Raw genomic sequence first — 23,427 nt, 5'->3', positions numbered from 1 at the left:
ACCTCGTCCCGGCAGCTTTGCGGCACAGGGACGGGGCCGCAACAGCAGGGCTCACCATGGACGTGCGCCAAGGAGCGCACTGCGCGACGGGCGGCGCCCGGTGCCGGGACGAGGTAGGTCACTCCCGCCGACGCGGACCACCGACGCCTCCGAATCCGGCAACGCCGGAGAAGACACGCACCCGACGACGCAGACCACCTACGCCTCCGAATCCGGCAACGCCCGAAGTAAACATCCCCCGGCGACGCTGACCACCCACGCCTCCGAATCCGGCAACGCCGGAAGCAACACTACGCGGCGCTCTTACTTCTTCAACCCCTCCGCCCTCTTCCCCAACGTAACAAACAACGCGTCGAACGGCTCCTTGAACTTCTTCACCCCCTCGCGCTCGAGCTGCTCGGCCACCGCCTTCAGCTCGATTCCGAGGTTACGAAGAATCTGCACCGTCTCTTTCGCCTCGGCCAGATCGTCCTCGATACGCACAGCCGGATCGCCGTGATCGCGATAGGCGTCAACCGTCGCGGGCGGCAAAGTATTCACCGTGTTCGGGGCGATCAACGCTTCGACATACATCGTATCCTTGTACGCGGGATCTTTGCTTGACGTAGATGCCCACAACAATCGTTGCGGCTTCACGCCCTTCTCCGCCAGTGCGCGCCAACGATCGCTGTTGGTCCACTGCTTGTAGTACTGATAAGCCAACCGCGCGCTGGCAATGGCCGCGCGACCCCGGCGGGCCTTGGCTTCATACGTAGTCATCGTATCGAGCCTGGCGTCGATCAGCGTGTCGATGCGGCTCAGGAAGAAGCTCGCGACCGACGCGACCTTGTCGATGGGCTGGCCAGCTTTCACTCGCTGCTCGAGACCCGTCAGGTACGCATCGACGACGGCCTTGTAGCGATCCACGCTGAACAACAGAGTGACATTGATATTGACTCCGGCTGCAATCAGCTCGGTGATCGCCGGCAGGCCCGCTTCGGTGCCGGGCACCTTGATCATGGCGTTGGGACGATTGAACGCCTTCCACAGCCGCAACCCTTCCTCGATGGTGCCCTTGGTGTCATCCGCCAGGTGCGGCGAAACCTCGAGGCTGACGAATCCATCCGCGCCGCCCGTCGAATCGTAGGTCTGACGGAACAGATCGGCCGCGGCCTGTACGTCCTCGAGCGCGAGAGTCTCGTAGATATCGTTGATGCTCTTGCCGGCGCGGGCCAGGCTGGCGATGGCCTCGTTGTATTCCGCGCCCTCGCCGATGGCCTTGGCAAAAATCGCGGGATTCGAAGTCACGCCGCCGAGCGCGTCGTCGGCAATGAGCCGGGCCAGGTGCCCGTCCTTCAGCCAGCTGCGGCGGATGTCGTCGAGCCACAGGCTCTGACCCAATTGATGGACCTGGCGTAATGGGTTCTGGACTCGATCGTTCATCTCATGCGCTCCAAAATTAAGACTTCGCAATGCATCGGCTCAGCGGCCGATTGTATAGGACTGGAATGCCATTACCGCTGTAGCGGCAATACTGCAATTCCCCACAATGGCTTGTTCTTCAGGTTTCGGTAAGTATCCTCCGCCCAACACCGGTCCTTTCCAGTTAGCGCGAGCGCAATGGTCCACACGTTCCTGTCACCCCGGCTGCTGATCCTGGTGACGTTTCTGGCATCCGTCACCTTCGTCCAGTTCCGCGGTCGCGTACGGCACAAACTGTCGCGACTGGTTGCCGATCACGCCAACCTGCTCGCGCCGTACAACTCACTGATGTATTTGTTCTCGGCCGTCAAAGCCAAGCCCTATGCGGACGTTCGCGACTTTCCCGAGCTGAAACAGGTCACCGAACAGTGGCAGATGATCCGCGAGGAGGCACTGAAACTGTTCGACGAGGGACACATCCGTGCCGCCTCGGGTTACAACGACATCGGCTTCAACACTTTCTTCAAGCGCGGCTGGAAGCGTTTTTACCTGAAGTGGTACGGCGACTTCCTGCCGTCGGCCTCGGCCCTGTGTCCCAGGACGGCCGAGCTGCTGGGGAAAATTCCTTCCATCAACGCGGCAATGTTTACACTTCTGCCGCCCGGCTCACGGCTCGGCGCTCATCGCGATCCGTTCGCGGGGTCGTTGCGCTATCACCTCGGCCTGGTCACGCCCAACTCGCCCGATTGCTACATCATCGTCGATGGCGAGAAGTATTACTGGAAGGATGGCGAAGCGGTGATGTTCGATGAAACCTACATTCATCAGGCCGAGAACCGCACCGACGTCACTCGCGTGATTCTTTTCTGCGACATCGAGCGACCGATGTCTAACCCCGTGTTGCGATGGATTAATCGTGTCATCGGCCACGGCATGATTCGCGCGGCGGCAACACAGAACGTGCCGGGCGAGCACGTCGGCGTCCTGAATCATATATTTGCTTACCTGTATCAGATTCGCGCGCTGGGCATTCGTATCAAGGATTGGCACAAGCCGCTTTATTACCTGCTGAAGTGGCTGCTGATCGGCGCCATCGGCTACGCCATCGTTGTCGGTTTTTGAGACACACCGGAGTTTGTCTGGCGCGCGCCGCCAGACAGCGCCGCGTCCGGCTGAAAGAATTATTTCCTGCGCGGCGCTAATCCGCGCCGATATCACTCGCTGAATTTGCCGTCGCGGCAGTGATCCGCTGGCGCGCCTTTTTCCGCATGGAACTTCCGTGCGTGCGTGTCGTTGCTTGCTTATTCTCGGCATGGTTTCTGCAAGTCTGTTGGCCAACCAGACTTGACCAATGTCGGTGGACGGGAGCTGCAATGATGATGCGTCTCGGACTCGCGTGTATCACTCTTCTCTTCCCTGTCTTGGGCCTCAGCTGCGAAAGCGTCAATCGCGAGCAGTGCAAGCAGCGCTTCGAAGCGCTGGTCAATTACCGGACCGAAGCCATCACCAGCGCCTTCGGCGATCTGCTCGGTACCTTGCCGCCGGAGCTCGATGTGAAATTCGTCGGCAGCAAGGAGCTGGCCGACAGCGATGGCAAGGAAACATACGACGCCGAGCATCACACACTGATCTTTCCCAGGCGCCTGCTCAGCGCCAAGGTGCCCAATCCGATTCGAGCGGCCGCTTACTACTGGCCGTTCTACGAAAATGAGCAGTATCGGAACGCATTCCCGGTCGTGGAAACCATCGATCAGCTGATCTGGACCGCGTTCCTGCAGGAAGCCGCCAAGCGCCGCGGCCTGTCCTGGCCGCACAAGGACTGCAAGTCGAGCGATCTGGGCACGCGCCTGCCGTGCGAAATGCTGGTCGAAGGCATCAACGAGCATCTGAAGGAAGTGCGCACGCCGATCTTCAATGCCAACCGGCTCGACATGATCTGGCCGGAAGACTTCGCCGGCTTCCGGCGCAGTCTGTGGAACAAGGGCGATCAGCGCTTCCTGGATGTGCAGCGTTATGGCGGGATTCTGTTAATCGGCCCGCTGATCGATCAATTCGGCGTGCCGCGCGCGCTGGCGTATATCGCCCAGACGCCGTTCCATGTCGAAGACAACAACATGCGTCTGTCGGCGCAGCGATATCAGGAGCGCGCGCGCAAGGTTCTGGATTAAGTCATTACCACATCAGATCGTCGGGAACGACGAAGTCCTTATACGGATCGTCCTCAGCCGGCTTGCCTTCCTCGGCATTCAGCTTCACGACCGCGCGCTCGTCTCGCTCACGGATGCGATCGGCGACTTCCGGCAGCACCAGGTCGTACTTACCCTCGCAACGGACAATCACGATCGTGCCGGCGACCAGCTTTTCGCGTAAGGCATTGTCGGCGACGATCCGGCGCACCTTGCCGCGATCGATGAAGTTGAAGTACTCCTCGCTCTCCGGCTTGGGCAGCCGATGCTGCTCGATGAGCTGCTTGATCTGCGCCCAGCGCTCCTTGCGATCCTGATTTTCCTGGCGTTTGCGGTTCAGCTCAGCATCGCGCGCGGCCTTTTCGGCCTGCGCCTTGGCGCGCGCCTCGGCGGCCCGCTTTTCCTGCTCTTCACGCAGCTGGCGATTCTTGGCCTGCTGATGTTGCTGCTGCTTCTGCTGTTGATCGACCTGGCGCGCCTGCTTCTTGGTGCCCAGGCCGGCGGCCAGCAGCTGATCGCGCAATGACATGCTCATCGGAAGGGCTCCGCACGGACTCCTTGGGGGACGGCGCCATTTTACCCAAGCCGCCCGTGATCGGGAGTGCGAAAAGTCAGGCTGGCTGCAATCCGCCGCCGCGCACGGTCTCGATTTCCCGCCGCGGCGGGGCGCCGAACAGACGCCGATACTCACGGCTGAATTGCGACGGGCTTTCATAACCCACTCGATGCGCGGCTGCGGCGGCTTCCAGGCCCTCGGTGAGCATCAGGCGGCGCGCCTCGTGCAGACGCAGGTGCTTCTGAAATTGCATGGGGGACATGGCCGTCACCGCTTTGAAACGATGATGCAATGAGGATTCGCTCATGTGCGCGGCCGCCGCCAGATCCTCGATCCGCAACGACTCGGTGAATCGCTTGCGCAACAGCTCGATCGCGCGCGCCACGCGATTCACCTGGCTGTCGACCACACACAACTCGCGCAACCGATGCCCCAACTCGCCCGTGAGCACTCGGTAATGGATCTCTCTGAGCACCAGAGGCGCAAGGATCGCCGCGTCTCGGGGCTGGTCCAGCAATCGGGTCAGCCGCACGACGGCATCGAGCAATTGCGGGCTGGTGCGTGCGACATACAAGCCACGATCGGTCGACGGCGGCACGGCGCTGCGGCCAACTTGCAACAGCAGCTCGCCGATCGTGCGTGCGTCCAGCTCGAGACGCATGCACAGATAAGGCTTCTCCGGCGTCGCTTCGAGCACATGACCGATCGCCGGCAACGTGACCGACACGGTGAGGTAATTCAACGCATCGTAGTAATAGACATCGTCACCGAGCACCGCGCGCTTACGCCCTTGCACGACGATGCACAGACTCGGGTCGTACACCGACGGCGTCGGCATCGACGGCGCGTTGGCGCGAATCACGGTCAGGCCCGGCACGGCGGACGGATAAATGCCCTCCTGCGGCGTCAACCGGGTGACCAGGGCGGCCAGCTCGGCCTGCTGCTCGTCCAGGTTGGGAAGCTCGGTGACGGGCGGATTCGGGATGGGAATGGCGGCGCTCATGGCTGCCCTCGCTACGACGATCAGGCTATTTCGACCGCCTGATTATCAACATAGTTCAGCGCCGACGTCCTGCGCGGATGCGCGACCTTGCAGGATCAGGCAAGAATGAGCGAGGAATCGGATAGGACCAGACCGGAAGCCCTCAATCGCCGTACGGCTCGGAACGGAGTCAGTAACCGGCAGGCCGCGGTAACCCGCACGCCTCGGTGACCCGCACGCCTCGGTAATCGGACGGTGCGGTAATCGCACGCCGCGGAAATCAGACGCTGCGGTCATCGCACGCCGCGGGAATCGGACAGCGCGGTCATCGCACGCCGCGGTAACCCGCAGGTGGGCGGGGACCGCACGTCGCCGTCGGGTCAGTCAGCGGTCACCGAGAACAGGCGCTCGCGATCGGCGTCGTTGAGCGGACGCCAGCGGCCCTCGGGAAGCTCGCCCAGATCCAGGCCACCCACCTGACTCCGGTGCAACTTCTCGACGTGATTGCCGACCGCCGCGAACATCCGGCGCGCTTGATGATAACGGCCTTCAGTCAGCGTGAGCCGCGCCTGTCTCGGCCCGAGCACTTCGAGCTTCGCCGGTGCGAGCGGCTCGCGCTCGGACTCGAGCATCATCTTGCCACTCGCGAATATTTTCACTTCGTCGCCTCGCAGATCGCGCGCGAGCGTCGCTTCGTAAATTTTCGGCAGCTTGGATTTCGGCGACACGATCTTATGGAGCAATTTGCCATCGTCCGTCATCAACAGCAAACCGGTGGTGTCGCGATCGAGCCGGCCGATCGTCGCCACGATCGGATCGCGATGACGAAACCGTTCGGGCAACAAGTCATAAACGATCTGGCCGGGATCGCTGGTCGAGCAGGTGATGCCGACCGGCTTGTTCATCATGAGCAGCAACCCGGGCGCGGGATCGAGCGGCTGACCATCGATGAGGACGCGCGAGTGATCGACCTTGTCGTCGGAGTACAGCACTTCGCCGTCGATGTCTGTGATGCGTCCGTCGCGAAAGATCGCAAGCACTTCCTTGCGACTGCCGTAGCCGAGATTGGCGATGAGCTTGAGCAGTTTCATCGCCCAACCTCCGCGGACGTGGCGCGCGTGATCTCGTTCATCGCGCGCCCCTGGCGGACTTCGACTTCGCCGAAGCTCGGGCACGCACGGCTTCAATAATCTTGTACCCGTGCTGTTGCACGACCGTGCGCACCGTGCTGAATCTTTCGCTCAATACGTTTTCGTACGGCAAGTGACGATTCGCAACCAGCCAGAGCTTGCCGCCGGGACGAAGTGCATCGGCCGCGACCACGATGAAACGTCGACCGATGTCCGGCCGATCGATCGCACGCTGCGCATGAAACGGCGGATTGGTGACGATGACGTCATAGGTATCCGGCAAACCCGCCGCGACATCGTGCCAGCGATAATTGATAGGCGTGCGCGCCTCGAAGCTCTTCAGATTCTCACGCGCCAGTTCCAGCGCGCGATTCTCCGCTTCATAGACATCGAGCGCCGTGATGCCGGCACAGCGCGTCAACAACTCGGCCGACAGGTAACCGAAGCCTGCTCCGAGATCGGCGGCACGCCCCGTCAGGTTCGTCGGCAAGTGTTCCGCGAGCAATTCCGACGCCACATCGATGCGATCCCACGCGAAGATTCCCGGCCGGCTCGTGAAACGCCCCTCGGCGATGGGCCGAGGCGCATCGAGCTGTTGCCAGTGCGCGATCAAAGAAACGTTGAGTCGCGCCAGCGAGGCCGTCCAGAACACGCGGCATTTGTTCTTGCTCATCGACTCGACATCGCCGGCGAGCTGCGCCAGATCGGACTCACTCGAGCGCGCCCCCTCGTCATTGCTCTGACTGACGATGATGCGACCGCCCGGTTTGGTCATCGACACCGCACGCGCCATCAACGCACGTGCCTCGTCGCGTTGACGAGGCGGCAGTATCAACACCAGCTCGTAGGTTTTCGCTGCGTCGGGAACATTGACGGCGAAACCCGCCTGCGACAACGCATCCGCCTCGGGCTTGAAGCTTTGCTCACAAACGAGCCCGGGCAGCGGCTGCTCCCGCAGCGGCCACCCGTCTCGTGCGCGAAGAAACATTGCGCCGCCTGCGGGCCCATTGTCTGTCGGCCATGACAGGCGGCCTTCGCTGAAGGGTACGAAGAGCGTTTCGAGCGCCGCGTCGCTGCGATCAGCCGGCATGCGATTGGAGCAACTTCTCAGTGGCGGCGAGCAGCACGCACACGGCCACACCCTGGACCGCTTCCGTCACTTCCGCCAGTTCCGGGAAGCTCGGCGCGATGCGGATGAAACGATCGTGCGGATCTTTGCCGAGCGGATGCGTGGCACCGGCAGGCGTCAGCTCCACGCCGGCTTCTTTCGCGAGCTGCACGACGCGTTTCGCGCAACCGTCGAGCACTTCGAGCGAAATGAAATAACCGCCCTTGGGACGGGTCCACTTCGCCACGCCCGAGGCGGCGAGCTCCTTGTCGAACGTGTTCAGCACCTGCTCGAACTTGGGCGCGAGGCTGGCGCGATGACGATTCATCAGCGCCGCCACGCCGCCGTTGCTGTTGAGCAAGCGGATGTGACGCAGCTGATTCACCTTGTCGCCACCGATGGTCCGCATGCTCATGTTCTTCAGGTACCAGGCCGAGTTGTCCTTGGAGCTGGCGAACAGCGCGACACCGGCGCCGGCGAACGTGATCTTGGAGGTCGAGCCGAAGATGAAGGCGCGATTCGGATTGCCATGACGCGCGCAGAGCTCATCGATGTTTGCAATTTCGACGGCTTCCGCGGTGAGGTGATGCACGGCGTAGGCGTTATCCCAGAACAAACGAAAGTCGCGCGCCGCGGTCTTCATCTTCGCCAGGCGCTCGACGGTTTCGTTGGAATACACCGTGCCGCACGGATTGCTGTATTTCGGCACGCACCACATGCCCTTGATCTGCGGATCGGCGGCGACCAGCTTTTCCACCGCGTCCATGTCCGGACCGGTCTCCAGCATGGGCACCGGAATCATCTCGATGCCGAACTGCGCGCAGATGGAGAAGTGACGGTCGTAGCCCGGCACCGGGCAAATGAAAGCCACACGGGACTCTCGCGACCACGGCTGGTCGCTATCGACCGTGCCTTTCAGCATCGAATACACGACCGCGTCGTGCATCAGCGAGAGGCTGGCGTTGTCGCCGAGGATCACGCGGTCCGGACTGACACCGAAGATCGGCGCCAGCTGTGCACGCAGCTCCGGCAGACCCTGCAGCTCGCCGTAGTTGCGAGTGTCCACACCGCCGGCCATGTAGTCGGCGCCCGGCAGGCCGAGCAGCTCGTTGCTCAGGTCCAGCTGTTGCGACGACGGTTTGCCACGAGTCAGATTCAGTTTCAGCTTGCGCTCGGCAAAAGCCTGGTAGCGGCGGCGGATGTCTTCGTGGACGGCGCGCAGGTCGTTGGCGCCCAAAGTTGTCAAATCGGCTGTCGTCAGGTTGGGCATGGGTGGCTTGAGAGTCGGGCCGATGCGGCCAGTTGGGGTAAATTTCGCGGCTGCGGATCTTAGCGGCTATTCTGACCCCATGACATCCATCCTCATTGTCGGCGCCGGTGCGATCGGTGCCCTGTTCGGTTCGGCGCTGGCCCGCCAGGGGGCGCAGGTCTCGGTGGTCTGTCGGTCGGATTACGACGTCGTCTCGCGGGAAGGTTATGACATTACCAGCCCGCTGCTCGGCAACCATCGGTTCTATCCCCACGCCGTGTTCAAGGACGTGGCCGAGTGCAAGGTCCCGCCGGACTTCCTGATTCTGACGACCAAGGTGCTGGAAGGCGTGGATCGCACCGCCCTGATCCGCCCGGCCGTCGGACCGAAGACGGTCATCGTACTGATCCAGAACGGCGTGGATATCGAGGCGGAGATCGCCAGCGCGTTTCCGGAGAACGAGATTCTGAGCGGCCTGGCGATTGTCGGCGTGGGCCGCAGCGCCCCGGGCATGGTGAATCACCAGACCATGGGTTCGCTGAACCTGGGGCGCTACCCCAGCGGCAACTCACCGGCGGGCGAACTGCTGGCATCCCTGCTCAACGGCGCGGGCATCGGCTGCAAAGTGACCGATAACGTGGTGAGCGCGCGCTGGACGAAGGCGGTGTGGAACGCCACGTTCAATCCGATTTCCATCACCGGCGGCATGCTCGACACCGCGGTCATACTCGGTACGCCCGAATCGACTGCGTTCGTGCGACGAGCGATGGATGAGGTTTGCGCGGTGGCCGCGGCCGCCGGCCACCCGGTGCATCCGAAGGCGGTCGAGCAGTTCATCAGCAGCACCAAGACCATGCAGCCGTACTTCACCAGCATGGCACTGGATTACAAGCACGGCCGGCCCATGGAAATCGAGGCAATCCTGGGCAACACGGTGCGTGCCGCCCGGAAGCATGGCGTCAGCACGCCGATCCTGGAGACTCTGTACGCGCTGACGAAAATGATCGAGGGAAAGATGCGCGAGGCGGGTTAATCCCGGGGGATGACTGCGGCCGCGCTAACCCAGGCGCGCTGCCTTTCAGCCTCCCGCCGCTTTCTTCCTGGCCTTCGGCGGCTGCTTCACGGCGTGCAGGACGTTGTCCGCGACACGGGACATCCAGCCGCCGGAGTACAGCATCATCTTCAACGTGTGCAGCAGCACCTGGCCCGGCCCTTCCACGGCCAGCCGGCAATCTTCTTCGATCTTGCAGTTCTGCATTTCGAAGAGGCCGTTGCCCTCGATGATCAGATTGCTGTCCTTGAAGTGGCAATCGACGAACGCCTTGCCGTCGAGGACCACTCGCTGCCCGTCAAAGGTTTTCCCGGTGACCTTCTTCATCTTTATGTAACTACTGCGCGTCAGCGCCACATGTGCGAGGCGGTCTTTCTACACGAATGCGCCGGCTCTTGCACGGCCAGGCGCCGTAAGGGAAGCTGCCGGCCGCATGCGTCTATGTAGATTCGATACCGACAGACTCGGGGTCCTGCGCGGCGACATGGTCGTCGATGTGACCTCCGTCCTGGACTCCATCCCCGCCGCGCGCTGGCCACTCGATCCGGGTGACCTGCTGATCGCCAATTTCGACCGGCTGCGCGGCCTGATCGATCAGACGGCATTGGGCGGCGTGCCCCGCCACCTGGCCGACTGCGCGCTGAAGAGCCCGATCGCCAATCCCAGCAAAATCCTGGGCGCGCTGAAGAATTATCACGAGCCCGCCGACGATGCGGACTATCCGGTCAGCACACTGGATCGCGACGGTCTGTTCCTGAAGGCGAGCACGTCGGTCATCGGCCCGTCCGACGGCATCGAGCTCACCCTGCCCGGCCGGCAGCACGATCACGAGGTGGAACTGGCCGTCGTCATCGGCTCCTGGTGTCGCAATGTCAGTCGCGAGCGCGCCATGGATCATGTCGTCGGCTATACGGTGGCGCTGGATATGACCGTAACAGGCAGCGAAGAACGCAGCCTGCGCAAATCAGTGGACGGTCACACGGTGCTGGGCCCGTGGCTCATCACTCGCGACGAAATCGCGGATCCTGGAACGCTGGGCCTGTGGCTGCAGGTGAATCGCCAGCCGCGCCAGCGGGGCAATACTCGGAATTTGCTGAACGACCTGCCGCGCCTGATCGAATACGCGTCGTCATTTTTCACGCTGTATCCGGGTGACATCATTCTCACCGGCACGCCGCCTGGCGTCGGCCCGGTGGTCGCGGGAGACATCATCGATACCGGTATCGGCGGTATCGGCTCGATGCGGGTGGAAGTCCGGTAGAAGTCGGGGCCGTCGATCTCCGATCGACGACCCCGCGCTACACAGTTATCGATAGCTAGCTAACTACTAGTCCCTTCCCTGGGCGTGTTTGATCACTTCCCCTTACGCGGCTTTTTCGCCGACTTCTTCTTTCCCCCCGAGCGTGTCTTGGTCTTGGCCGCGCCTTTCTTCGAGGCTTTCCTGGCCGCTGTCTTCTTGCTGCCGGCGGACTTACCCACCGACTTCTTGCTGGACTTTTTCTTGGCAGGCGTTCCGCCTGACTTCTTGCCGCCAGACTTCTTGGCAGGCTTCGCCGGCGCCTTCTTGGCAGGTGCCTTCTTGGCCGGAGCCTTCTTCTTGGCGGGTGCCTTCTTCTTCGCAGGCGCCTGCTTGGCGGGCGCTTCCACGACAGGAGCGGGAGCTTCAGCCGGCGGTGCTTCCTTCGGCGGAGCCTTCTTGGCAGGCGCGCGCTTCTTGGCAGGTTTTTCGGCCGGAGCGGCGGGCGGCGTTTCAACCGGTGGCGCCTGCTCTTCAGCCGGCGTCTCCGGATCCTGCACGACCGGCGGCGGCGTTTCGGTATCCAGTTTCAACTGTTCAGGCTTCACCTTCTTCTCCTTCTTTTCTGATTTCTTCATGTTCGCCGCCGTCGCGTGGGCCGCGAACATCGCGCCCTGCGGGTCGGTCGCTTGCACGATCCAATCACCGCCCGGCACTTCCATCGGGCCATTGATCACCTGACCGCCGGCGGACTTCAGTTTCCTGGCGGTCTGGTTCACATCCTTCACGTGCACATAACTCAGCCAGGCCGGGCCGGGCCCGGCCTTCACGGTCATCATGCCGCCGAACGGCACGGAGCCGAAGCCATAGATCAGGTACTTGCCCATCGGCCCCATGTCGTGTTCGACCTGTTTCTCCCAACCGAACAGCGCGGAGTAGAACTCGAACGCGCCTTCGTGATCGCTGCTGATCAGCTCGTGCCAGGAATGCTCGCCTGGCTGCGGAGGCGTGATCTTGCCGTAGTCCTCGGCGGATTCATACACGCCGAACTTCGCGCCATACGGATCCTGCAGCACCGCGTGCCGGCTGCCGCTGGACAGCGTGTCCACGTCCTTCACGACCGAGCCGCCTTTCTGCTTCGCCAGCTCGATGGTCGCTTCGATATCACCGGTGCCGATATATGGCAACCAGTGCGGAGCGGAACCGTTGCCGGCGACCGTGGCACCGATGGGACCGCGTGCCGCGGCGAACATTACGTAAGAAGCATCCTCGTCCCAGGGCTGGGGTTTCCAGCCGATCGCCTTGCCGTAGAACGCATGGGCGGCGTTGGCATCCGGCGTCACCAGCTCATGCCAGACGAATCGTCCACGGACACTCTGATCTGCCATCGCGATCTCCCTCAAAAGAAACTTTGTCAGGTAGCTGCTCGAAGCAAGTGACGTTCGTTGGCGGCTGAGCATACTCCGCTCGTTGCCGCAAAAGTAGTCAACGCTCGCTCGACATCTCACATTGCATGCACTTGCCAAAAAATGACGATGAGGTACAACAGCACGCCAGGAATCCCACCCTCATCGCAGCAACACACCGGATCTCATGAGCATCACGCGACGGATCACGACGCGGCAGGCGCGGCTCAATCGTCGTGCATTCGTGGGCCTCGTCGGCGCATTGGCGATCGTCACCTCGCTGCCTTCGACGGCGGCCGACACACCGCTGCAGATCTGGTTCATCCGCCACGGCGAGAGCGAGCTCAATGTTCCCGGCAATCCGCGCACCGTGCCGGACGCCGGGGTGAGTTATCCATTGACGCGCAAGGGCATGGAACAGGCGCGCGCGCTGGCTGAATCGCTGCGGGCGGCCCCCATCACCAAGATCTACAGCAGCACTCATCTGCGTGCCATTCAGACAGCGGATGCCGTGGCGTTCGACCATCTGCTGACACTGTCGCTGGCCCCTGAAGCGGTCGAGATCGACCTGGGCGTCGGCCCCGAGTCGACGCAGGACAGCCGCGCGGTGTACGGCGAGCTGACCCGTAAGTGGTTCATCGAAAAAGACCTCGACGCGCGCAACGGCAGCGGCGAAAGCTTCGCCGAAGTGCAGCGCCGCTTCCTGCCCTTTGTGCGGGAAATAATGAACCGACACGCGCTCGACTCGGGCATCGTCGTGATCGTCGCGCACAGCGCGACCCTGGGGTTCATGGTGCCGGTGCTGGCCAGCAACGTGCCGGCCGATTTCGCCCTGCGCCATCCGTTGCCGAACACCGGCATCATCAAGACCGAGCTGCGCGACAGCCGCCTGTTCTGCACCGACTGGGCCGGCGTCGCGGCCAGCCAGTTCGGCGAATAAAACTTCGATTCGGGGGATGGCTGAGGCTACCATCGCCCGCCTCGGACGGGGGCACGGGGCCGACGCGAAATAGCATGTTGAGAAAAGCGTTCTGGATAGTGGTGGCGCTGGTCGGCGCCGGCGCGGTCGGCGGGATCGCACTCCATCGTGGCGAGACCATCAACGCCATGTGGATCGTGGTGGCCGCGTTGTGCATCTATAGCCTGGGCTATCGTTTTTACAGTGCGTGGATCGCAGCCTCGGTACTGAGTGTCGATCCGTCGCGCGCCACGCCGGCTCTGCGCCTGAACAACGGCCGCGACTTCGTCCCCACCCATCGCTGGATCGTGTTCGGTCATCACTTCGCGGCCATCGCCGGCCCCGGCCCGTTGATCGGTCCGACCCTGGCGGCGCAGTTCGGTTATCTGCCCGGCACGTTGTGGATTCTGGTCGGCGGCGTGCTCGGCGGTTGTGTACAGGATATGACCATCCTGTTCCTGTCCACGCGACGCAACGGCCGCAGCCTCGGCCAGATGGCACGCGACGAGCTGGGCCCGGTCGGCGGCTTCGCGGCCATGCTCGGCACGCTGACCATCATGATCATCCTGATCGCGGTGCTCGGCCTGGTCGTCGTGAACGCCATGAAACACAGCCCGTGGGCGACCTCGACTGTGTTTGCGACCATCCCGATCGCGGTACTGGTCGGTCTGTATCTACGCAACATCCGGCCGGGCCGCGTGCTGGAAGGGTCGCTGCTTGGTCTGGCCCTGCTGTTACTGGCAGTGGTCGGCGGCGGTTGGGTCGATTCGCACCCGGCGCTGCGTGAGCTGTTCAATCTGCAAGGCAAGCCGCTGGCGTGGTTCGTCATCGGCTACGGCTTCATCGCCGCGGTTTTGCCCGTGTGGCTGTTGCTCGCGCCTCGCGACTACCTGTCCACGTTCCTGAAGCTCGGCACCGTGCTGCTGCTGATCGTGGCCGTCATCCTGATGCGGCCCGAAATCCACATGCCGGCGGTGACGCAGTTCATCGATGGCAGCGGCCCGATCTTCGGTGGCGCGTTATTCCCGTTCGTGTTCATCACCATCGCCTGTGGCGCGATTTCCGGCTTCCACGCGCTGGTTGCCAGTGGCACGACCCCCAAGCTCATCGGTAACGAGGGCGACGTACGCCTGATCGGTTACGGCAGCATGATGCTGGAATCGGTGGTCGCCATCATGGCGATGATCGCCGCGACCTTGCTGCAGCCAGGCGTGTACTTCGCAATCAATAGCGCGCCCGGCATCGTCGGCGCCACCGCCGAAGCGGCCGTCGCCACGATTACGAGCTGGGGCTTCCCGGTAACCGTCGATCAGATGGCCTTCCTCGCCAGGGAGATGGGCGAGTCGACGCTGTTCGCCCGCACCGGCGGCGCGCCGTCGCTGGCCGTGGGCATGGCGAGCATTTTCTCGAGCGCGTTCGGCGAGAGCATGCTGGCCATCTGGTACCACTTCGCCATCATGTTCGAGGCGGTGTTCATCCTCACCACGCTCGACGCCGGCACGCGCGTCGGCCGCTTCATGTTGCAGGATGCGCTGAGCCATGTGTGGAAGCCCATGGGCGAGACCTCCTGGTATCCGTCGGTGCTGATCGCCAGCGGCCTGGTGGTCGCCGGCTGGGGCTACTTCCTGTACATCGGCGTGGTCGATCCCAACGGCGGCATCAACATTCTCTGGCCCTTGTTCGGCATCGCCAATCAGCTGCTGGCGGGCATCGCGCTGAGCGTCGCCACCGGCATCCTGATCAAGCAGGGCAAGCTGCGGTATAGCTGGGTCACCGGGGCGCCACTACTGTGGCTGGCGATCGTCACCACCGTGGCGACTTGGGAAAAGGTCGTGTCCAGCGACCCGCGCATCGGCTTCCTCGCGGCGGCGAATCAGATGGCCGCCAAGCTTGCTTCCGGCGCCATGCCGCCTGAACAGGCCGCGGTCGCGCCTCAACTGATCTTCAACCAGCGCCTCGACGCCGTGCTCGCGGTCATGCTGTCGGCGATTCTCTGGGTTGTCATCGCCGATATGGTGCGTGTTAGCCTGCGTGTCATGCGTGGCCAACCGGTGCCTCCGAACTCCGAAGCGCCCCACGTCGATATCGGTAGCGTCAAACTCGGCGCAGAGGCGGCATGAGCATGCAACGACTGACATCATTCTTGGGCCTGGCCTGGAGCATGATCCGGTCGCTCGCCACTGACGACGCTTACGACAAATATCTCGCGCATCATGCCCACGCACACGCCGGCGTGGCACCGATGAGCCGTCGCGCGTTCTATATGAAGCAGCAGCAGAGCAAATGGACCGGCGTGTCGCGCTGCTGCTGACTCATCAGCGGTCGTGATCTGTCACCGTAGAAATACTGAATCGCAAAGATAGCCGGTATCTGTGCCAGGACTGCGTTGGCCCTGCATTGTTATGATGCACGGTCTTTTACGTGGGCCGACACATCGTGACCGAAATCAATGCCGATACTTGGACCTGGAATCGTTTGTCGCGCGGTGAGCCGACTTTCTGGCTGAACACCGGCCGCCCCATCCCTCACGAAACTCCGCCGAACATCGGCTTGCGCGACGTTGAAGACGCTCGCGCTCGTTGGGAACGTTTCGCACCGCTGCTGAAAGCGCTGTTTCCGGACCAGATCCCGGACGGCATCATCGAGTCGCCGCTGATCCCGGTGCCCAAACTGGCGGCGCGCTTTCTGCCCGATGAGCATCGGCAGTCGAGCTCCCACGTTTTCGTGAAGGCCGATCACGCGTTGCCGGTCGCGGGCAGCGTCAAGGCGCGTGGCGGCATCTATGAAGTGCTGTGCCTGGCTGAGCGCGTCGCGCTCGCCGAGAAAGTAATCGGCGACTATCAGGACGACTACGCCAAACTCGCCTCTCCCACGGCGCGTGAGAAGTTCGCGCGCTATCGGTTGCTCGTTGCGAGCACCGGCAATCTTGGGTTCGCCGTCGGCACGATGGGCCGCGCGCTGGGATTCGAAACCACCGTTCACATGTCGAGCGATGCCAAGACCTGGAAGAAGGATCGCCTGCGCAAGCTCGGCGCCATCGTTATCGAACACTCTGCCGATTACACCAGCGCCGTCGCAGCCGCGCGCGCCGAGGCTGAAGCCGCGGACAACGCGCACTTCGTCGACGACGAGCAATCGCTCGAATTGTTTCTCGGCTATTCGGTGGCCGGGCTTCGCGTAGCCGACCAGCTCAAGAAGCTCAACATTGAAGTCAGCGCGCAGCGCCCGCTGTGCGTCTATCTTCCGTGCGGCGTCGGCGGCGCCCCCGGCGGCGTATTGTTTGGATTGCGCGCCGTGTTTGGTGACAACGTCTGGGGCTTCTTCGCGGAGCCGACCGCGTCGGCCTGCATGCTGATGCGGCTGATGTCACATCTCCCGCCGGAGGCCTCCGTCTACGACATCGGCCTCGACAACCGCACCGAAGCCGACGGCCTCGCCGTGGGCCGCGCCTCCGAACTCGTCGTCGCCGCCGTCGGCGAACACGTCAAAGGCGCCTTCACCGTCGCCGACGACGAAATGTTCCGCTGGGTCGCCCGCGCCCATCGAGAAGAAGGCCTGCGCCTCGAACCCTCCGCCGCCGCGGGCTTCCCAGGCGCGCTTCAACACGTGTGGTCGTTGGCCAATACCGACGCCGCGCGCAAACAAATCGAAGCCGCCACCCATATCGTCTGGACCACGGGGGGCAGCATGGTGCCGGAGGAGCAGTATCAGGCGATGCTCCAGCGCGGCCTGGGGTTGACGCGGCTGGATTGAGCCAGCCGGATTGTTCGTCGCCGCTCCGTCGGCGCTGAGCATCCCCGCCGGCTGCACCATAACTGCGCGTCCGCATCGATCAAACATCGGAGCTCTAACCTACATCCGCTGGATCCGCTGTTTGGTGTGAGGGCACTTCATAGCCGCTGTCGCTTTACTTCAGGACGAAGGGTGAAAACAAACAATTTCTCAAGGACAGCGGCCCTCCATGTTGAAACCATCATGGCTCTTCCCCTGTGTCATTTCCGTCTTAGCTAGCACACTCCTCGGCGCGGCGGCCCATTCGCAAGCCGTTGGCCGGACAACGGCCAACGCTGGTGTCAGCGCAACGGGCGCCGCGAACTATTCGATTCCAATCACTGTGCCGAAGGGCACGAACGGCCTGACACCAGATCTGGCGCTGGTGTATGACAGTCGCGCCGGGGACGGTTTATTCGGCGTCGGCTTCAACCTGAGCGGGCTGTCCACGATCACCCGCTGTAACAAAACAATCGCGCAGGACTCGGTGGCCAGCAAAGCCTTCCTGGCCATCGGCGACGGGTACTGCCTCAACGGCAATCGCCTGCGACTCACGGGCGGCACTTACGGTGGCGCTGGGTCGACCTATCAAACCGAGTTGGAAACGTTCACCCGGGTGACCGCGGTGGGCGCCGCCGGCAACGGCCCATCATCCTGGGAGGCCTATGGCAAGGACGGGCTCATCTATGCGTTCGGAGCCACCGGCGACTCCCGGATCGAATCATTGGCGGTGGGCGGCGGTCAGGTAGCGAGCGTTCGCGAATGGGCGATCAGCAGCGTGCGCGATCGCTCCGGCAATACGATCAGCTTCGTCTACATAGAAGACACCACCAATGGCTCGTACCGTCCGAGCGAGATCCGGTGGACGACGAACGCCAATCAGGGCATCACCACCGCGCCTTACCGGGTCGTGTTCTCGTACGAAACTTCGCAGCGCCCGGATCCGCTCACGGGTTATCAGTATGGCGACCGTTATGTCGTCGACGGGCGCATCGTCGAGCTGCGGCGCGCCGACTACATCGATGTTTATTACAACTCCACACTGGTGCGTCGTTACGATGTGAGCTACGGCACCGCCGGCGCGGGCGGAAAGTCACGTCTACAGTCCATCCAGGAGTGCGGCGTCGGCGGCACGCAGTGTTTTCCGGCAACCACGTTCACCTGGCTCGATGGCACCGCCAGCTGGAACGCGGAAGTCAGCACGGGACAGAGCGTGCCGGCGGCCGCCGCGATGTTCATGGATATCAACGGCGATGGTCGTGACGACGTCGTCTATTCCTCGAGCACGACCTCCGGCGGCGGGTATTGGTACTACATGCTGTCCAATGGCTCCGGCTTCAACGCGCCCGTGTCCACCGGCATCTCCAACGCCAATTTTTCCTCGGCGCTGCCGATCGAGTGGGACGGCGACGGCTCCTGGGATCTGCTCGTGCCCTATAACGGCAGCACCTGGTGGGTGATACGCGCCAACGGCAGCGGCTTCGATTCACCCTCGAATACCGGCGTCGCCTGGTTTGCATCCGAAAGGTGGTGGGTCGCGGACACGAACGGTGACGGCCGGGGCGATCTTGTCCACGGCAACGAGATGCTTTCGTACATCGAAGTCAAAGTTCGCTTGCAACAGGGCGGCGCCTTCGGCGCCGAGACGCTGCTCGCCACGGTCTACGGCCAGGAACAGAACACTCTATTTCCCGGAGCATTCGGCACGCTGCAGAACCGGTTCCGCTCCTCGAACAAGCAGCCGGACTTCAATGGCGACGGGCGCGAGGACATGGTGTATCAGGCGAGAGGCTACACCTACGACTCGGAATTCCCGATTTCCGAGTTCTCTTTCGGCATTATTTCTGGAGCAGGCGGGGCCGGCTTCCTCTACACCGACAGCTACACGCTGGGGTCACCGACTCCCGTGCCCATCTGGGCCACGGGCGACCTGAACGGCGATGGCCTGAGCGACCTCGTCTACATTCGCAACAGCACCAACACCTTGTACGTGCTCTACAGCAGGGGCGGCTGGGTAAATGCGGTGGCCGGGCCCAGCATCAGCGGCATGACGAACGCTTCACTGGCCATCGCGGATTGGGACGGCGACGGCCTGGACGACATCCTGATCGACTCCGGCTCGACCTTGATGGTGAGTCGTTCCAACGGTCAATCGTTGAGCGCGTTTGCCAGTACCGGAGTCTCGACCACCGCAGGCAATCTCATATCGATCGGCGATGTGAACGGCGACGGGCTGGACGACATAGCCCGCACGAATTCCGGTGGCGCGTGGGCTTCACGCTTGCATCAAGGCGTTTATCCCGACCTGCTCGACCGGGCGACCGACGGCTTCGGCGTATTCGCCGATTTCAATTATCAGTCCACTGCGAGCACCGGTGCTTGTCACGCTCGCGAGGGCGCCGCGCCGACGTACCCGAAGCGTCGTCACACCGGCGCGATCTACACCGTATGTACACTCGATGCCAGCAATGGTATCGGCGGCACCTACACGGTTACATACAACTACTACAACGCCAATCGGGACCAGCTCGGGCGTGGCTTCCTCGGGTTCGGGCGGAGACAGTGGCGCGACAATCGCGACAACATCGGCAACTCCGCAACCTACTCGCAGGACTTCCCGTATGTCGGCATGACGACCTACCACTTGAGGAGCCAACCGGCGGGCACTGCGATCGAAGATGTCACCAACACACCGGCGTCGCATTCCTACGGCTCCGGCGCGCGCATGCTGCCCTACATTTCCCAAAGCGTCGCTCGGGATTACGAGGTGGGCGGCGCTTATAACGGCCAGTTGCTGCGTACCGCAACCACGACCAACACGGTCAGCAGCGCTTCGGGAACGACTACGGACTCGACCACCACCGTGGTCGAAGGAAACAACGCGAACGGCCTGTATGCCGGTCAGAGTCACACCACCCGTACCTATCACTCGGCATTGTTCGACGACTTCGGCAATTGGTGTTTCGGCCGGCCTGCCACGACTCAGCAGATCAACAGTCACACGCTGCCGGGCGGCAGTCCGGTCACTCGCACCGCCAATATCACTTGGAACGGCCTGGCATGCCGGCCTTCGCAGGTGGCGATCGAGCCCGGCAACACGCAGTGGCAGGTGGCCACTGACTACGGTTATGACGGCTTCGGCAACATCAACTCGGTATTGGTACAGCCGGCCTCCGGTCAGGGACAGACGAACCGGACGACGACGATCAATTGGGGTGCGACCGGGCAATTCCCGATGACCGTGACCAATCCCAAGTCGCAGATCCAGACGTTCGGCTACGACTTCTCGCTGGGCGTTCGCACCAGCGTCTCGGACTTGCGAGAGGCCACCGATCCGAGCCCGCTGTACACGACCTCGCAGCTCGATGAGTTCGGTCGCGTCAACCGTGTCACCCGACCCGACGGCACCGCCACCGACTTCACCCTGAGCTGGTGTAACACTGCCGGCTGTCAAGGGGTCGATACGACGCAGCGGACACAGATCGCGCAGATCGAACGCGACACGAGCAACGTCGAGATCACTCGATCTCGCCACTACTTCGACATGCTCGATCGCGAAGTCTGGACCATGACCAAGGTTCAGTCCGGCGCGGACTCGACCACGCGCACGATCTACGATGCGCTGGGACGCGTGTCTCAGGTCAGCACGCCGTGGCTGCCGACCGACGCGGTGTGGTACACCACGACCTACTACGACATTCTCGGCCGGCCCACCTTGATTCGTCGACCCAAACAGGAATCGAACACGGCGAACCACGACACGACCTTCTCTTATGAGGGTCTGCGCACGACCATAACCAATGCGAGGAACTACACCAACCGCGAAGTGCGCAGCGCGATCGGGGCCGTCGTCCAAACTATCGACAGCGGTAACTCCGATACCGATTACGAGTACGACGCGTTCGGCAATTTGCTCAAAACGCGAGACTTCTACGGCAACGAGATCACGTTGACGTACAACGTCCGCGGCATGCGGATGACGTCCGCCGACCCCGATATGGGCAGCTGGTCGTACAACTACTATCCGGTGGGCGAGTTGAAGACGCAGACGGACGCCAAGAGCCAAACGACCACGTTTACTTACGATTTGCTGTCGCGCCTGCTGACTCGCGTCGAGGCCGAGGGCACGACGACCTTCACCTACGACACCGGCACGAAGGGCGTGGGCAAGACCGCCACTGCGAGCTCGCCCGGCGGTTACTCCGAAAGTTACCTCTACGACTCCCTGGGTCGGCCGGCACAGACCAACATTACCGCCGACAGCAGCACCTACAGCTACAACTATAGTTACAGCACAGCCACCGGCCAGCTCGAGACCCTGACCTATCCCACCAGCAGCAGCGGCTACCGGTTCAAACTCCGCTACGGCTATGAATACGGTCTGCTCACTTCGATCAATAACTATGTCGGCGACGTGCTGGGCGCTACCTATTGGCGCGGGCAAGGAATGAACGCCCGAGGTCAGTTCCTCTTGGAGGACTACGGCAACGGTCTCAGCACCTCGGCCTTGTTCGATCGAATTACAGGCATGCTGCTCGCGAAGACGACTGGCCCCAGCGGGGGAACAACCATCCAGAACCTGAGCTACCAGTGGGACGAGAATGACAATCTCACCCAACGTCAGGATTCGCGCACCAGCGTGACGGAAACGTTCTCCTACGACGCGCTCGACCGCATGTACTCATCGAACCGCAATGGCAGCCTGGCACTCAGTGTCGGCTACGACGCCATCGGCAACATCACCAGTAAGACCGGCGTCGGCAATTACACCTACCACACGACCAAGAAACACGCCGTCGCGTCCACCTCTGGCACGCTCAACAACACGTACGGTTATGACAACAACGGCAACATGACGTCGCGCAATGGCTTCACGACGACCTGGTATAGCTACAATTTGCCGCGCGTGATCAATGGCTCAGGCGTTTCCTCCGAATTCTTTTACGGCCCCAACCGCGATCGATGGAAGCAGGTCAGGACCAATAGCAGCGGTACCGGAACGTGGACCTATGTCGGTCCGGCTCTCGAACGGCTGGTCACGGCCAACGTCAACGAGTTTCGTCATTACGTCTACGGCCCCAACGGCCCGGTGGCTGTTTACAAGCGCAATCAAGCAGGCACGGCGTCCTCGACGGGCTATCTCACCACCGACCATCTGGGCAGCACCGACGTGATGACCAGCACGGCGGGAAGCCAGACTGTGAACATGAGCTTCAATGCCTTCGGCGAGCGCAAAGGCGCCGACGGCATCAGTGCGCCGACGGCCGCGGATCAGACGGCTTATAAGAACTTCACCGCTCGTGGCTTCACCTTCCACGAGCAGTTGGACGACCTTTCTTTGGTTCACATGAATGGCCGCGTCTACGACCCGGTCATCGGGCGCTTCACGTCGGCGGATCCGTTCATTCAGGCGCCGTATTTCAGTCAGAGCCTGAACCGCTACAGCTACGCGTTCAACAATCCATTGAGCTATACCGATCCGAGCGGATTCGGCAATGAGACCCTGCGATGGGAGATGGGCCCCGGCCTCGGCGGTTGGGCAGACACAGGCGGACAAACCGACTCGAGCAGCCCGCTGTGGGGATGGCTGGGCAACTCGGCGATCACGGGCAATGTCAGCGACTTCCTGTGGACCTCCGGTAGTCGCGAACCCGAAAGCCTGTTCTATTCCGAATACTCCCAGAACGCGATTGGATCGCACGTCGCAATTCCGCCTTCGGACCGTGGACCGGTCGACACCTCCAGCAATGTGCCCTCTGGCCCGCCAGCGGGCACGATTCCAGCCGGCTCCGCGACCAGCGCCGCGGGTGAGACGAGTGGCGTAGTCGATCTGATGAGCCAGCGTGTCGTCAATTTCGTGAGAAGCGGATTCTTTCGAACAGATGCGGAGATTGACGCGTGGGGGGCCGGACTGATGGTCGCCCGCGACATGGGCCCGGAAGCCACGAGTCAGTACCTTCGCGAGAATCCGATGTTTACCGGGACGAAGACGGCGATGGAAATGTCCGTCGGCATTGGGGGCACTCGAGCGGCTCTGGGTACTGCACCATTTGCTAGGATGCTCGAAGGCCACGCCGCGGGACAGGGCTTCACCGGTGTTTACGACACGGGCGCGGGACAACTTCTGCTTCGCCCCAGCACATCGGCAACCCCACTTCCACCTGGCTGGGCGGCCCGAGCGGGCGGTCATGGTGCTGTGAGCGCGACTCTCGGAGGCACTGCCAATCATGCTGGATTCGCCGTGATCATACAGGCCGATGGGAGTCTGGCGGTGACCTGGGTTTCCCGCACATTGAATCGCGGGCCAGCGTACCTGGTGCCACCTGAGCTGCGGCCGTCCATCGTGGAGGCGATTGAGCGCGCGACAGGTCGAACTGTAAGTCAGTACTGAG

Annotated in this window: 17 protein-coding genes; 9 read left to right on the top strand and 8 right to left on the bottom strand. The window is 62.4% G+C overall.

What is annotated here, in order from left to right:
* Window positions 1-303: 303 nt before the first annotated feature.
* Entirely contained in the window at window positions 304-1,422 is a 1,119-nt protein-coding gene (gene tal, locus EKO19_RS08705) for a transaldolase (RefSeq protein ID WP_129775925.1), read from the bottom strand.
* A 177-nt stretch (window positions 1,423-1,599) separates the two neighbouring features.
* On the opposite strand from tal, the gene EKO19_RS08700 reads away from it, so the two are divergent.
* On the top strand, window positions 1,600-2,523 hold the full coding sequence (locus EKO19_RS08700) for an aspartyl/asparaginyl beta-hydroxylase domain-containing protein (protein WP_129775924.1): 924 nt from the start codon (window positions 1,600-1,602) through the stop codon (window positions 2,521-2,523).
* A 251-nt stretch (window positions 2,524-2,774) separates the two neighbouring features.
* Complete coding sequence (locus EKO19_RS08695) at window positions 2,775-3,569, top strand: hypothetical protein (protein ID WP_129775923.1); 795 nt, start codon at window positions 2,775-2,777, stop codon at window positions 3,567-3,569.
* A gap of 4 nt (window positions 3,570-3,573) precedes the next feature.
* On the opposite strand, the gene EKO19_RS08690 is transcribed toward EKO19_RS08695, so the two are convergent.
* From EKO19_RS08690 to EKO19_RS08670, 5 genes are all read right to left on the bottom strand, one after another.
* Window positions 3,574-4,122 carry a DUF2058 domain-containing protein gene (locus EKO19_RS08690; RefSeq protein WP_129775922.1) on the bottom strand — a complete coding sequence of 183 codons (549 nt, stop codon included), beginning with the start codon at window positions 4,120-4,122 and terminating at the stop codon, window positions 3,574-3,576.
* Between the two features lie 76 nt (window positions 4,123-4,198).
* Window positions 4,199-5,146, bottom strand: coding sequence for an AraC family transcriptional regulator (locus EKO19_RS08685; RefSeq protein WP_129775921.1), 948 nt, complete (start codon window positions 5,144-5,146; stop codon window positions 4,199-4,201).
* Between the two features lie 359 nt (window positions 5,147-5,505).
* Complete coding sequence (locus tag EKO19_RS08680) at window positions 5,506-6,216, bottom strand: pseudouridine synthase (RefSeq protein ID WP_129775920.1); 711 nt, start codon at window positions 6,214-6,216, stop codon at window positions 5,506-5,508.
* A 37-nt stretch (window positions 6,217-6,253) separates the two neighbouring features.
* The gene (locus EKO19_RS08675; RefSeq protein ID WP_129775919.1) at window positions 6,254-7,345 is read right to left on the bottom strand and encodes a class I SAM-dependent methyltransferase; all 1,092 of its coding nucleotides are present in this window, start codon (window positions 7,343-7,345) and stop codon (window positions 6,254-6,256) included.
* Complete coding sequence (locus tag EKO19_RS08670) at window positions 7,335-8,609, bottom strand: aminotransferase class I/II-fold pyridoxal phosphate-dependent enzyme (protein WP_217705192.1); 1,275 nt, start codon at window positions 8,607-8,609, stop codon at window positions 7,335-7,337. The genes EKO19_RS08675 and EKO19_RS08670 overlap by 11 nt, the downstream gene beginning before the upstream one ends.
* 103 nt (window positions 8,610-8,712) lie before the next feature.
* On the opposite strand from EKO19_RS08670, the gene EKO19_RS08665 reads away from it, so the two are divergent.
* Window positions 8,713-9,645, top strand: a complete 933-nt coding sequence (locus tag EKO19_RS08665) for a ketopantoate reductase family protein (RefSeq protein WP_129775917.1) — start codon at window positions 8,713-8,715, stop codon at window positions 9,643-9,645.
* 45 nt (window positions 9,646-9,690) lie between these two features.
* On the opposite strand, the gene EKO19_RS08660 is transcribed toward EKO19_RS08665, so the two are convergent.
* Entirely contained in the window at window positions 9,691-9,990 is a 300-nt protein-coding gene (locus EKO19_RS08660; protein WP_129775916.1) for a hypothetical protein, read from the bottom strand.
* Window positions 9,991-10,096: 106 nt separating this feature from the next.
* On the opposite strand from EKO19_RS08660, the gene EKO19_RS08655 reads away from it, so the two are divergent.
* Window positions 10,097-10,924, top strand: coding sequence for a fumarylacetoacetate hydrolase family protein (locus EKO19_RS08655; RefSeq protein ID WP_129775915.1), 828 nt, complete (start codon window positions 10,097-10,099; stop codon window positions 10,922-10,924).
* 92 nt (window positions 10,925-11,016) lie between these two features.
* On the opposite strand, the gene EKO19_RS38210 is transcribed toward EKO19_RS08655, so the two are convergent.
* Window positions 11,017-12,288, bottom strand: a complete 1,272-nt coding sequence (locus EKO19_RS38210) for a VOC family protein (RefSeq protein ID WP_175596992.1) — start codon at window positions 12,286-12,288, stop codon at window positions 11,017-11,019.
* Between the two features lie 262 nt (window positions 12,289-12,550).
* Between EKO19_RS38210 and EKO19_RS08645 the strand changes: the two genes are divergently transcribed.
* From EKO19_RS08645 to EKO19_RS08625, 5 genes are all read left to right on the top strand, one after another.
* Complete coding sequence (locus EKO19_RS08645; RefSeq protein WP_157995176.1) at window positions 12,551-13,246, top strand: histidine phosphatase family protein; 696 nt, start codon at window positions 12,551-12,553, stop codon at window positions 13,244-13,246.
* A gap of 74 nt (window positions 13,247-13,320) precedes the next feature.
* Window positions 13,321-15,384 carry a carbon starvation CstA family protein gene (locus EKO19_RS08640; RefSeq protein ID WP_129775913.1) on the top strand — a complete coding sequence of 688 codons (2,064 nt, stop codon included), beginning with the start codon at window positions 13,321-13,323 and terminating at the stop codon, window positions 15,382-15,384.
* A complete protein-coding gene (locus EKO19_RS08635) occupies window positions 15,381-15,575 on the top strand; it encodes a CstA-like transporter-associated (seleno)protein (protein ID WP_217705191.1) in 195 nt (64 codons plus the stop codon). The genes EKO19_RS08640 and EKO19_RS08635 overlap by 4 nt, the downstream gene beginning before the upstream one ends.
* Window positions 15,576-15,700: 125 nt before the next feature.
* Complete coding sequence (locus tag EKO19_RS08630; RefSeq protein WP_157995175.1) at window positions 15,701-17,017, top strand: D-serine ammonia-lyase; 1,317 nt, start codon at window positions 15,701-15,703, stop codon at window positions 17,015-17,017.
* Window positions 17,018-17,225: 208 nt separating this feature from the next.
* Window positions 17,226-23,426, top strand: a complete 6,201-nt coding sequence (locus tag EKO19_RS08625; protein ID WP_129775911.1) for an FG-GAP-like repeat-containing protein — start codon at window positions 17,226-17,228, stop codon at window positions 23,424-23,426.
* The last annotated feature ends 1 nt before the right edge of the window (window position 23,427 follow it).

Source organism: Peristeroidobacter soli (assembly GCF_004138485.1).
GTDB lineage: Bacteria > Pseudomonadota > Gammaproteobacteria > Steroidobacterales > Steroidobacteraceae > Steroidobacter > Steroidobacter soli.
This window is presented reverse-complemented; position numbering and strand designations above follow the sequence as displayed.